At 35.4% G+C, this 13,121-nt stretch carries 11 protein-coding genes and 1 riboswitch; of the genes, 4 read left to right on the forward strand and 7 right to left on the reverse strand.

The window, feature by feature from the left end; genetic code table 11:
- Positions 1-130: 130 nt before the first annotated feature.
- On the forward strand, positions 131-925 hold the full coding sequence (locus tag UtA1_RS16335; protein WP_096552236.1) for a polysaccharide deacetylase family protein: 795 nt from the start codon (positions 131-133) through the stop codon (positions 923-925).
- A 106-nt stretch (positions 926-1,031) separates the two neighbouring features.
- Here the strand turns inward: UtA1_RS16335 and UtA1_RS18100 are convergent, their stop codons facing one another.
- From UtA1_RS18100 to ribE, 4 genes are all read right to left on the reverse strand, one after another.
- Positions 1,032-1,169: an MbeD/MobD family mobilization/exclusion protein gene (locus UtA1_RS18100; protein ID WP_126434573.1), complete on the reverse strand. Its 138-nt coding sequence runs from the start codon at positions 1,167-1,169 to the stop codon at positions 1,032-1,034.
- A gap of 176 nt (positions 1,170-1,345) precedes the next feature.
- Positions 1,346-1,813, reverse strand: coding sequence for a 6,7-dimethyl-8-ribityllumazine synthase (ribH, locus tag UtA1_RS16345; RefSeq protein ID WP_096552588.1), 468 nt, complete (start codon positions 1,811-1,813; stop codon positions 1,346-1,348).
- A gap of 44 nt (positions 1,814-1,857) precedes the next feature.
- Positions 1,858-3,045, reverse strand: a complete 1,188-nt coding sequence (locus UtA1_RS16350; RefSeq protein WP_096552240.1) for a bifunctional 3,4-dihydroxy-2-butanone-4-phosphate synthase/GTP cyclohydrolase II — start codon at positions 3,043-3,045, stop codon at positions 1,858-1,860.
- A 14-nt stretch (positions 3,046-3,059) separates the two neighbouring features.
- Entirely contained in the window at positions 3,060-3,704 is a 645-nt protein-coding gene (gene ribE / locus UtA1_RS16355) for a riboflavin synthase (RefSeq protein WP_096552242.1), read from the reverse strand.
- Between the two features lie 225 nt (positions 3,705-3,929).
- A riboswitch (FMN riboswitch) is annotated at positions 3,930-4,064 on the reverse strand.
- Positions 4,065-4,219: 155 nt separating this feature from the next.
- Between ribE and rlmD the strand changes: the two genes are divergently transcribed.
- The 3 genes from rlmD (at position 4,220) to UtA1_RS16370 (ending at position 9,830) form a co-directional block, all read left to right on the forward strand.
- The gene (gene rlmD, locus UtA1_RS16360; protein WP_096552244.1) at positions 4,220-5,593 is read left to right on the forward strand and encodes a 23S rRNA (uracil(1939)-C(5))-methyltransferase RlmD; all 1,374 of its coding nucleotides are present in this window, start codon (positions 4,220-4,222) and stop codon (positions 5,591-5,593) included.
- Between the two features lie 2,314 nt (positions 5,594-7,907).
- Positions 7,908-9,017 carry a glycosyltransferase family 2 protein gene (locus UtA1_RS16365; RefSeq protein WP_096552248.1) on the forward strand — a complete coding sequence of 370 codons (1,110 nt, stop codon included), beginning with the start codon at positions 7,908-7,910 and terminating at the stop codon, positions 9,015-9,017.
- 93 nt (positions 9,018-9,110) lie between these two features.
- Positions 9,111-9,830 (forward strand): DapH/DapD/GlmU-related protein, encoded by a 720-nt coding sequence (locus tag UtA1_RS16370; RefSeq protein ID WP_016837877.1) that lies wholly within the window; start codon positions 9,111-9,113, stop codon positions 9,828-9,830.
- An 80-nt stretch (positions 9,831-9,910) separates the two neighbouring features.
- Here UtA1_RS16370 and UtA1_RS16375 read toward each other — a convergent pair whose 3' ends face one another.
- From UtA1_RS16375 to UtA1_RS16385, 3 genes are all read right to left on the reverse strand, one after another.
- Complete coding sequence (locus UtA1_RS16375) at positions 9,911-10,864, reverse strand: Gfo/Idh/MocA family protein (protein ID WP_096552250.1); 954 nt, start codon at positions 10,862-10,864, stop codon at positions 9,911-9,913.
- Complete coding sequence (locus UtA1_RS16380) at positions 10,861-11,967, reverse strand: DegT/DnrJ/EryC1/StrS family aminotransferase (protein ID WP_016837879.1); 1,107 nt, start codon at positions 11,965-11,967, stop codon at positions 10,861-10,863. The genes UtA1_RS16375 and UtA1_RS16380 overlap by 4 nt, the downstream gene beginning before the upstream one ends.
- Before the next feature lie 90 nt (positions 11,968-12,057).
- Positions 12,058-13,029 carry a glycosyltransferase family protein gene (locus UtA1_RS16385; protein ID WP_016837880.1) on the reverse strand — a complete coding sequence of 324 codons (972 nt, stop codon included), beginning with the start codon at positions 13,027-13,029 and terminating at the stop codon, positions 12,058-12,060.
- Positions 13,030-13,121 lie beyond the last annotated feature (92 nt).

A 13,121-nucleotide genomic window follows, 5' to 3' on the forward strand; every position in this document is an offset into this window, starting at 1 on the left:
CACTCCTCGTTTTTAGTATACACAAAATCCCGAAACGTTCATATGATTTGGGATATTTGCCATTCGATATAAGTCGCATAAACACTTTCTTTTTGCACAATCTAAGGCAAAAAGGAGATGAGGTAGCAAGTTGAAATGGATCAATATTGCCCTGGCCATTGTTTTGTTATTTAGTATCCCAGCACCTCAAGCATTCGCAAAAGAATACCATTGGGGTTTTACAAAATCGAAAAATGGAAATCCCCCAGATGTTGGTGCAGAGTTTGAAGGTTTATTAAAAAACTACGGTGCGTTATATAGAGGAAATCCAGAGAAAAAAGTAATTTATTTAACTTTCGATAACGGATTTGAAGCAGGTTATACGGAAAAAATACTCGATACATTAAAGAAAGAAAATGTGAAAGCAACCTTTTTCTTAACGGGACATTATTTAACAAGTGCATCGGAATTAGTGAAGAGAATGGTTAAAGATGGGCATACTATCGGGAACCATTCAGATAAGCATCCGAACATGGCTAGATTATCTCGCGAAGGAATGCTAAGAGAATGGCAAAATTTTGATAAGAAATTAAAAGAGATTACGGGTATTAATCGTACTTATTATGTTCGACCACCTGAAGGAATTTTTAGTACTGAATTGTTAGAAATAGGCAATGAAAATGGCTATACCCACATCTTTTGGTCCATTGCTTTCAGAGATTGGGATACCGATCAAAAGAAAGGTGCAGATTACGCATACAACGAGTTAATCAGTCAGCTGCATCCCGGAGCTATTATATTAATGCATACGGTTGCTGAACATAATGCTGATGCATTGCCGGATTTTATAAAAGAAGCGAAAAAACAGGGTTATACTTTTGGAACTTTGGACGATCTTGTATTTGATCATTTAGTTGATGATTATTTATGGGGGAAAGCTTCTTAATATAATTTGTGGAACCCATTTTAAAATGGGTTCCTTTTACAATGCTTGCTTGTGCAGATAATTTCTTTACTTGTGCGGATACAACTTCTGCATGAGCAGATAAACATCACACTTGTGCACTAAGCTCCCCTGTTTGTGTGGATAACTCTTCTACTTGTGCGGATAAACATAGTACTCGTGCACTTAAATTCCTTTCTTGTGAGGATACAACTCCTGCTTGTGTAAATAAACCTTGCTTGTGCAGTTACCTCCACCGCTAATGCGTATACAACCCCTTCTCTTGCAGATAACTCTTCCACTTGTGCAAATGCAACTTCTGCTCGTGCAAATACCCTCAACTTTAGCAATAAAATCCTTCAACTTATACCTATTTAAAAAAGCTGCCTAGAAAGTTTTCCTCTCCAAACAGCTTTTCATCTATTATTTAAACATCTTTTTCAAATTCGCCATTTCAATCGCAGAAACAGCTGCATCATAACCTTTATTTCCAGCTTTTGTTCCAGCGCGTTCAATCGCTTGTTCAAGATTTTCCGTTGTAACAATTCCGAAAATGACTGGCACATTTGTTTGCAGAGAAACTTGTGCAATGCCTTTTGCTGCTTCATTACATACATAATCGTAATGAGTTGTAGAACCACGAATAACCGTTCCTAAACCGATTACCGCATCATACTCGCCAGTTTCAGCCATTTGTTTTGCAATAAACGGTATTTCAAAAGCACCCGGTACCCATGCCACATCAATATTTTCTTCATCCACTCCATGGCGCTTCAATCCATCCATTGCGCTATCTAGCAATTTACTTGTAATAAATTCGTTAAATCTTCCTACTACAATGCCAATTTTCAGCCCTGTTCCAACTAAATTTGCTTCAAATATTTTTCCCATTTCCAACTACTCCCTCTTCTAAAATGTAAATACAATATCTTTGTTTAAATAAAATGATGCATTTTTTCTCTTTTTGTTTTTAAATAAAAAGCATTAGCATTATTCGGTTCGATTTTAATTGGCACACGTTCCACAACTTGGATGCCATATTTCTCGATACCTTCAATTTTTTCTGGATTGTTCGTCATTAATCGAATTTTTGTAATGCCTAAGTCTTTTAACATTTGTGCACTTAATGCATAATCTCTCAACTCTGCAGGAAACCCAAGTTTCAGATTGGCTTCAACCGTATCAAAACCTTGTTCCTGTAATGCATATGCTTTGAGCTTATTAATTAATCCGATGCCGCGTCCTTCTTGTTGCATATATAATAGAACGCCTTTTCCTTCCTTCTCTATCATCTCTAATGACTTTTCTAACTGTGGACCACAATCGCAACGTTTTGAATGAAAAACATCTCCCGTTAAACAAGCTGAATGAATTCGTACAAGCGGTGTTTCTCCTTCATGGATATCCCCTTTTACTAAAGCCACATGTTCCAATCCATCAACATCATTTTCATAACCAATCATTCGAAAATTTCCGAATGTTGTCGGCATATTTACTGATGCTGCCCGACTTACAACCACTTCATTTCGGAAACGATAACGAACTAATTCCTCAATTGAAATAATTTTTAAATCATGTACTTTTGCGAATTTCAATAAATCATCGAGGCGAGACATTTTTCCGTCATCCCCCATAATTTCGCAAATCACACCCGCAGGAAATGATCCTGCAATCCTAGCTAGATCAACTGCAGCCTCTGTATGCCCTTGTCTTTCCAATACTCCATTTTTCTTGGCGATAAGCGGAAAAACATGTCCTGGTCTGCGAAAATCTTCTTTTTTCGCATCATCATCTATCATTTTTAAAATCGTTGTTGAACGCTCATATGCACTAATGCCTGTTGTCGTGCTAATATGGTCGATACTAACGGTAAATGCTGTTTGATGATTGTCTGTATTATTTGCAACCATTGTATGTAAATCCAATTTTTTTGCCAATTCTTCTGTGATGGGCGTACAAATTAAACCTCGGCCGTATGTCGCCATAAAATTGATGGTCTCTGGTGTTGCATGCTCTGCTAAAGCCACTAAATCCCCTTCGTTTTCCCGATTTTCATCATCCACAACGATGATGGTTTTCCCCTTTTTCAAATCTTCAATTGCTTCCTCGATTGTGTTCAACATTAAAACCACCATCCTTAAAATCCATTTTGAGTTAAAAATTCTAACGTAATTTTTGATTCTTCTTTTTGATTGATTTTCTTTAAATGATGTAACACGTATTTTCCCAACATATCCGTCTCAATATTCACTTGATCGCCAATCCCTTTCATTCCTAAAATCGTTTCTGAATACGTATGAGGAATGAGAGAAATTGTGACGCTTGTATCACTAACTCCAAAAATCGTCAAACTTGTCCCGTCAATCGTAATGGATCCTTTAGGAATACATTGTTCTAACAGTTCTTTCGGCATCTCAATTTCGTAATACACTGCATTGGATACCGGCTTTTTGCTGCGAATCGTTCCTACTCCATCCACATGACCCGACACCATATGGCCACCAAAACGTCCACCAGCTGCCATTGCCCTTTCTAAATTGACATAGTCTCCTTTTTTTAACTGATGAATCGTTGTGGCTTTTACAGTTTCCGGCATGACATCTACCGTCATTTCATCTTTTGTTAAATGAGTAACTGTTAGACAAACGCCATTGACAGCAATACTGTCTCCTAAAGACGCATCTGACACAATTTTTGGAGAATGAATAACGATTTTCATACTTTTTTCGTCTTTTTGAATAGCAGTGACAATTCCTTTGTCTTCAATTAAGCCAGTAAACATGTAAATCCCCCTCATTCTTTTAATAAAAGCAAAAACCCCATTAAGCGAAAACTTAACGGGGTTGGGAGAATGATGAATTTTTAGGCATGACAAAAAAGCCTGTGTACAGGCAAATTTTTCACGTATACCTAAATAAAAACTCCCGCTTATATGCGGGAGATAGAATGTAAAAAAGGGTATACTAAACTAGCCCATTAACTAACGATTAATGGGTATTTTTTACAAACCATCCTTCTCCCATCCAGACTTTCACTGTCGGCTTTGGATTCTCACCAAATCCTGCTCCAAAAGAGCTCGCGGGCTTAGAAGCATTGCTTCATCACCGCCGATTGGGAATTTCACCCGACCCCGAAGGATATAAAAATATTTAATTATCTATAACAATAACACTTATTTCGGAGAAAATCCACATAATCAACTTGATTTATTATCTTGCACTAATCATACATATGCAATTTTACCTATCCTTATTCGATTGCTATAATATTTGAAGATTGAATAAAGGACGTGAAATGATGTCTGAAAAAGTGCAAATCGAAATCGGTCAAAAATTTCCATTAACAATTAAACGACTTGGAATCAATGGTGAAGGTGTCGGCTTTTTCAAGCGGAATGTTGTATTCGTAAAAGGAGCACTTCCTGGTGAAGTCGTCACAGCAAAAGTTTCAAAAATCCATAAAAATTTTGCGGAGGCGGAAATTGTGCGAATTAGAGAAACTTCAAAAAATCGCATAACCCCTCCATGCAAAATTTATGAGCAATGTGGGGGATGCCAATTACAACACTTATCATACGAAGGACAATTAAAAGAAAAGCGTGATATCGTTATTCAAGCTTTAGAAAAATATGTACCACAGATTGCTGAAAATGCAGAAATACGTATTACTATTGGAATGGACAATCCATGGCATTATCGAAATAAAAGCTCTTTCCAGGTACGAAAAAATGGTAGCTATGTTTCTGCCGGATTGTTCGTCGAAGGCACGAATAAACTCTTAAATATCAATGATTGCATCGTACAACATCCTATAACAACAAAAATTACTGTCGGCATTCGAAAGCTTTTACAAAAACTGAACATTCCAATCTATGATGGAAAATCAAAAGGAATTGTTCGCACCATTGTCGTTCGTACAGGTATTCAAACAGGAGAAACACAAGTATGCCTTGTTACGACGAAAAAAGAAATTCCTAAAAAAGCGGAATTAATACAAGGCATAAAAAATTTGGATTCAAGCATTGTTTCCATCACTCAAAATATCAACCCTTCAAAAACTTCCTTGATTTTTGGGGATGATACCATTGTACTTGATGGCAAAGAGACGATACACGAAAAATTAGGAGAACTTGCTTTTGATTTATCTTCCCGCGCATTTTTCCAACTCAATCCAAAACAAACTGTTGTTTTATATGATGAAATCAAAAAAGCCGCGGGGTTAACTGGCAAAGAAACAGTTGTAGATGCCTATTGTGGTGTCGGAACTATCGGTTTATGGCTTGCAAAAGATGCAAAAGAAGTACGTGGAATGGATATCGTTCCTGAGTCCATTGAAGATGCTAAAAAAAATGCACAAAACCACGGATTTACTCATGCCAAATACTATAACGGTCCAGCAGAAGAGTGGCTTAAGAAATGGGCGAAAGAAGGATTTGTACCAGACGTTGTAACGGTCGATCCACCTCGTACTGGTCTTGCACCAAATTTTATTAAAACCGTATTAAAAATTAAACCAAAACGATTCGTCTATACTTCTTGCAACCCATCCACTTTCGCAAGGGATTTAAAAGAATTATCTAGGCTATACACCGTTGAATACATCCAACCAGTTGATATGTTCCCTCAGACAGCTCGGGTTGAAATAGTATCGAAATTAACTTTAAAAAAATAAGTGCTAGAAAAAGGGAGGACGGCTGAAAAATAATTTTAAGCCACCTCCTTTTTTAACTGACGTTAACACTTTCGTTACAAATAAATTGCGACGAAGCGGCGCGTTTAATGTGACCCCCATAGAAAAAGAAATATGTAGATCATAAAAATTTTGGCTATTATTTTATTTGGATTGACTATTATCTCGGACGAGTTGGCTATTATCTCTTTTGATTTGACTATTATCCCATCTCTACTGGAGAGAATTTTTGGCTTTGGCTATTATTTTATCTAGGTTGACTATTATCTCAGGCGAATTGGCTATTATCCCTTTGAATTTGACTATTATTTCATCTCTGCTGGAGCGAATTTTTGGCTTTGGCTATTATTTTATCTAGGTTGACTATTATCTCGGACGAGTTGGCTATTATCTCTTTGGATTTGACTATTATCCCATCTCTGATGATGCGAATTTTTGGCTTTGGCTATTATTTTATCTGGATTGACTATTATCTCTGGCGAATTGGCTATTATCTCACTGCTTTTGACTATTATCCCATCTCTGCTGATGCGAATTTTTGGCTTTGGCTATTATTTTATCTAGGTTGACTATTATCTCGGACGAGTTGGCTATTATCGCTTGGGTTTTGACTATTATCTTTTATTTGCTGGAGCGAATTTTCGGCTTTGGCTATTATTTTACCTAGATTGACTATTATCTCGGCCGAGTTGGCTATTATCCCTTTGAATTTGACTATTATTTCATCTCTGCTGGAGCGAATTTTTGGCTTTGGCTATTATTTTATCTAGGTTGACTATTATCTCGGACGAGTTGGCTATTATCCCTTTGAATTTGACTATTATCTCATCTCTGCTGATGCGAATTTTTGGCTTTGGCTATTATTTTACCTAGATTGACTATTATCTCGGCCGAGTTGGCTATTATCCCTTTGATTTTGACTATTATCCCATCTCTGCTAAAGCAAATTTTTGGCTTTGGCTATTATTTTACCTAGATTGACTATTATCTCGGCCGAGTTGGCTATTATCCCTTTGAATTTGACTATTATTTCATCTCTGCTGGAGCAAATTTTTGGCTTTGGCTATTATTTTACCTAGATTGACTATTATCTTGTCCGAGTTGGCTATTATCTTATTGGATTTGACTATTATCTCATCTCTGCTGGAGCGAATTTTTGGCTTTGGCTATTATTTTATCTAGGTTGACTATTATCTCGGACGAGTTGGCTATTATCCCTTTGAATTTGACTATTATCTCATCTCTGCTGATGCGAATTTTTGGATTTGGCTATTATTTTACCTAGATTGACTATTATCTCGGCCGAGTTGGCTATTATCCCTTTGAATTTGACTATTATTTCATCTCTGCTGGAGCAAATTTTTGGCTTTGGCTATTATTTTACCTAGATTGACTATTATCTTGTCCGAGTTGGCTATTATCTTATTGGATTTGACTATTATCTCATCTCTGCTGGAGCGAATTTTTGGCTTTGGCTATTATTTTATCTAGGTTGACTATTATCTCGGACGAGTTGGCTATTATCCCTTTGAATTTGACTATTATCTCATCTCTGCTGATGCGAATTTTTGGATTTGGCTATTATTTTACCTAGGTTGACTATTATCTCGGCCGAGTTGGCTATTATCGCTTGGGTTTTGACTATTATCTTTTATTTGCTGGAGCAAATTTTTGGCTTTGGCTATTATTTTATCTAGGTTGACTATTATCTCAGGCGAATTGGCTATTATCCCTTTGAATTTGACTATTATCTCATCTTTGCTGGAGCGAATTTTCGGCTTTGGCTATTATTTTACCTAGGTTGACTATTATCTTCGGCGAGTTGGCTATTATCTTTTTGGGTTTGACTATTATCCTATCTTTGCTGATGCGAATTTTTGGATTTGGCTATTATTTTATCTGGATTGACTATTATCTTGGCCGAGTTGGCTATTATCTCTTTGAATTTGACTATTATCCCATCTCTGCTGATGCGAATTTTTGGATTTGGCCTCACTAAAAATGTACTCTTATACATTCGACAGCACCTAAATTTAAAAAGATTATAATTCTTCATCGCTCTTCTTCCACTTTCCCCATAAAAATTCTCCTTATACTTTCCCTCGATAACTTCCACTCATTATGCTTTACATTTATTAGCTATTGCAATTTTACTTACCCAATAAGGAAAATTTCGATGGGCTGCAATCATCATTTTCCCTTTTTTATTTATTACACCTTTCATTCGTAAGTTCCGAATTATTTAAAGCTACATATATATATGAATAGTTATTTCGATTAGTAGAGGGGTGTATAAATGCCGACAATCAGTCTTTGCATGATTGTCAAAAATGAAGAAGAGGTTTTGGCAAATTGTTTATCAAGTGTAGAAGATATTTGTGATGAAATCATCATTGTCGATACGGGTTCGACAGATAGAACAAAAGAAATCGCAAGTAAATTTACAGATAAAATATATGACTTTACTTGGATTGATGACTTTTCAGCAGCGAGAAACTATTCATTCAGTCTTGCAACAAAAGATTATATTCTCTGGTTAGATGCTGATGATGTTATTCTTCCAGAAGAGCAAAAAAAGTTTAAAAAGCTGAAAAAAAACCTTAATAGCAATATTGATGCTGTCTCCATGAACTATATTGCCGCTACAGACGGAAATGGAAATCCAACCTTCCATTACCGAAGAAACCGCCTTGTGAAACGAAGCAAAGGATTTAAATGGATTGGACCTGTACATGAATATCTTGCTGTTCACGGAAATATATTGGAAGCGGACATTTCCATCCATCATAAAAAGAGAGAGAAAAAAGTGGATACTCAATCAATCGGCAGAAACCTAAGAATTTATGAAAATCGCATCAAAAATGGAGAAGAGTTTTCACCAAGAGATTTGTTTTATTATGCCAATGAGCTTAAAGATCATAAACAATACAATAAAGCGATTATTTATTATCAAGAATTTTTAGATGGAAAAAAAGGTTGGATAGAAGATAATATTCGGGCTTGCATATATATGGCCGACTGTTATGCTCGTCTCGGAGAAAAAGAGAATGAATTGATGGCTCTCTTTAAAACGTTTAACTATGATGAACCGAGATCTGAGGCCTGCTGCCGCATCGGAGACATCTTCCAAGCAAGAAAAGACTTCAAAACAGCTTTGTTTTGGTATCAGTTGGCTGTGAAAATGAAACATAAAAAAACAGGCGGCTTTCACCATACTTCTTACACAACCTGGTATCCGCATCTCGCTCTATGCGTTTGCTATTGGCAATTAGGAAATGTTGGAGAATCAATTAAACACCACGAATTGACGAAACAATATATCCCAAATGATCCGAAAGTTTTATATAATGAAGAATTTTTTCAAAGCTACTTAAAAAATCAAAATAGGAAAGATAGCGTTAAATAGTAAGTCTAAAATATTGAAGGTGAATTTCCTTATTTTCGATTAATTCGAAGTTAGAAAACGAAAAGCCCTATTTCCAAAAACAAAAATGAAAGGATGAGCAAACTGGGGCAACCTCAACTACCTGAAAGCATTAAACTTGGGCAACATGTGGTAATTGAAGAAGGGGTCACAATCGGAGAAAATGTTACGATTGGACATCATACAGTAATCCTAAAAAACACGATTATTGGTGACAATGTAATCATTGGATCCAATTGTGTTTTAGGGGTCAAAAAAAGCGGAAATCAAAAAATGAGGGCATCCAATGTGAAACAGCCTCATCTAATCATCGGAGAAAATACAAAAATCGGAAATAATGTAACGATTTACGCTGGCTCAGAGATTGCAGACCACGTTTTTGTTGCTGACCATGCTAGCATTCGAGAGAATTCAACAATCGGCAGCCAAACAGTTATTGGCAGAGGTGCTATTGTTGAGCTAAATACGTCAATTGGGAAAAGATGTACAATACAAACCTTGGCCTATATAACTGGTGATACCATTTTAGAGGATGATGTTTTTATCGGTCCATGTGTGTCTATGTCAAATGATAAATACATGGGGTTAAAACCGTATGAATTAAAAGGAGCGCATATTAAAAAAGGAGCGAAAATTGGAAATAACGCTACCCTTCTACCAAATGTAACTATTGGCGAAAACGCTATAGTCGGTGCTGGTTCCGTAGTAACAAAAGACGTTCAGCCAAATGAAACAGTTGTCGGCGTGCCTGCTAAAAAAATTTCAAAAATAAATTCTAACGATGCAGAAAAGTAAAGAGAAATTCATATATTTATAACAACTAAAATAATGTATAACTCTTTTACCATCATCATAAAGAGTTATACATTTCTTTTTTATTGTGAATCTATTAAACTTTGTTTAATTTTCAATGCAACCTCTACCGCCGCTCTTCCTTCCTCAACGCCGATAAGCGGCTTTGTATCTGAATAGATACAGTCAATAAAATGTAGAAGCTCTTCCAGTAATGGATCGGAATAAGGTAGGGCAATATTAGCAATAACGGTCTCTGTTCCGACTGGAACTGTAGAATGATTATTTAATTCATTCATGACAAGTTGTTGCTGTCTCATTAAATAATCCGTTTTAATCACTTTTTCTTTCTCATAAATAATAAGTTCTCTCACCTTTTCATGAGATATATTACTTGCTAATAAATTTGCGACAATTCCATTTTCAAACAGAAGTATTGCTGAAACGGTGTCATACTTCAGAGCATCACGTAAACGAATCCCCTCTGCTGAGATTCGTTTAATCGGACTTTTAATTATGCTCAAAATAATATCAATATCATGAATCATAACATCCAATACAACATCTGTATCTTTTATTCTATCTGAATAAGCAAGTCTTCTTGCTTCAATATTCATAATTTGTTCAGGGCGAATATAGTCATGAATTCGCCTTATAGCTGGATTAAACCGTTCAATATGCCCTACTTGAAATTTAAGATTTTTATTTTTCAGAAGCGCTTTAATTTTATCTGCTTCTTCTACCGTCATTGTAATTGGTTTTTCAACAAATACATGTTTATTGTGAACAATCGCTTCTGCTGCTAATGAAAAGTGAAATGGTGTAGGTGTCGCGATAATGACCGCATCAATATTTTTCAATAGTTCAGTATAAGTATTGAACGCTTTAACTTGAAAGGCTTTACTAATCTTTTTTGCCCTATTCATATCTGGATCATAAATTCCGATAAAGTTCACATTTTTCATTTGCTTTAATTTTGAACAGTGAAAAAAACCCATCTTTCCAGTACCTACGACACCAACTCTTACTAAACTCATGATGAAACACCTGCAAACTCTTTCATAGCTTTAATAATATATTCCTGTTCTGTTACAGTAATCGTAGGATTAATTGGAAGTGCTAAAATATGTTTTGCCACCTTCTCTGAAACAGGGAAATCCCCTTGTTGATATTGAAGGTACTGAAGGGCTTTTTGTAAATGCAACGGAATAGGATAATAGATTCCAGTGGCAATTCCCTTTTGTTTTAAAAAGTTTATAAGTTGGTCCCTTTCATCTACTTCAATACAATATTGATGATACGTATGGCTCCTATCTGTATATTGCGGCGGCTTTCGTTTCAAATGATTAAGTTCTTGGGTATACTTGTTAGCAACAGTCATTCTCTTAAATATAAACATATCTAAATATTTAAGTTTTTCTATTAAAATTGCAGCTTGTATTTCATCTAATCTACTGTTCATCCCTATTGATGTATGAACATATCTTTCTTTGCTGCCGTGATTGCGTAAAAAACAAATTTTCTCAAAAATATCTGGATTGTTTGTTACAACTAATCCTCCATCCCCAAATGCACCTAAATTTTTCGTTGGGAAAAAGGAAAAGCAGCCAATATCACCAATACCACCAACTCGTTTACCTTTATATTCCGTTCCTATTGCCTGACAAGCATCTTCAATCACTTTTAACTTATATTTCGAAGCAATCTTCATAATCTCATCCATCTCTGCTGCCATACCGAACAGGTGAACAACGATAATCGCTTTTGTATTTTCCGTAATCGCTTTTTCGATTTTATTCACATCGATGTTATAGGTATTCGGTTCTATATCAACAAATACAGGCTTTGCACCAACTTTTGCAATAACTTCTGCAGTAGCAAAAAAAGTAAACGGCGAAGTAATCACTTCATCTCCTTCACCTATATCCAGTGCTTCGAGAGCTAGAAGCAGTGCATCCGTACCATTTGCTACACCTACAGCAAATTGAACTCCTAAGTAATTTGCAATCTCATTTTCAAATTGCATTACTTTATTTCCTAGAATATAAGAACCACTTTGCATTACTTCGATAACAGCTTTTTCAATATTTTTTCCATACATCTCATACTCTTTTTTTAAGTCAATCAAGGGAATATTCAATTTGATTCCTCCAACTCTTAAAAGTTAGAAATGTTTTTAAAGGATGTTAATCGTTATACTATGCAAAATCCTTTGAAACTGATTGTACTTTTACAATTTGTCTAAAAATTTTTGCACCTCTTGGACAAATTCTTTTGCCCTAACATCATTTGTATGTTTTGTATGAATAAATTGATAGCCGTTTTCCGTGATTCTTTTGCGCTCTTTTTCATTTTTTAAATAATACATAGCCTTTTCATAGAAATTAGATTGATTACATGCAACAAAATTCTCTCCATCTTTAAATCCCAATTCCAAGATATCAGGTACAGGTTCTGCAAGGAGAAGGGTTTTACAAGCTGGAGCCTCAAAATATTTCAAGACAGGATATTGTAATCTCGAGCCGCAAGTAAAGAAGATTTTCGCACGATTCAATTCTTTTGCATATTTCTCATTTACTAAAGCATTGGAAGAAGCATTATGGCCTGGGTGAGGATGAAAGACAAATCCTTTCTCTCCCCTCAATTTCTCCAATACCGCTTCTCTAAATGGATATTTCCCTTTTGGCGTCATTGATTGATACCCTGTTTTTTTTGTTCTGTCATACAATTGTCCAATTAATAAGAAGTCGATGTCTTTTTCTAATTGCCAATCTTTAAAAATAGTTGGATCAATAGAAAAAGGCAACCATCTGAATTTATCTTTATATTTTGCATGAGTTTTCAAAAAAGAAGATTTCGTTGCAGAAAAAATCAAATCGATTTTATTTTGTTCGAAATATTTTCGTCTTTCTGCAGGTGAATAATGTGTATCAATTACATAACAACCTTTTGGAATGTTTATTTCATGAAGTCCTGTAATCCTTGGGGCTAATACGTATCCCCAACCTATATCATAATGGAAAATAAAGTCAGGTTTAAAATCAAGTTGTTTTAGAATATCGTGAATATTTCCATCCCTGTACCAATATCGAACATCAGCAAATTTTTCAATCGCTTTGATCGTTTCAAATTTATGTTTATGCTTCGGAAAATTTTTTGTAAATTGTCGAATCAGAATTAATATTTTAAGTTTTTTTTGCATTTTACCCCCTCCTACCCTACACAACATTCAATATATGTTTCATTCATACCAAGTGTTTAAACGTTCTCACTAAATTTGCTGAAAAAAGAGAA

Source organism: Ureibacillus thermosphaericus, from assembly GCF_002370195.2.
Lineage (GTDB): Bacteria > Bacillota > Bacilli > Bacillales_A > Planococcaceae > Ureibacillus > Ureibacillus thermosphaericus.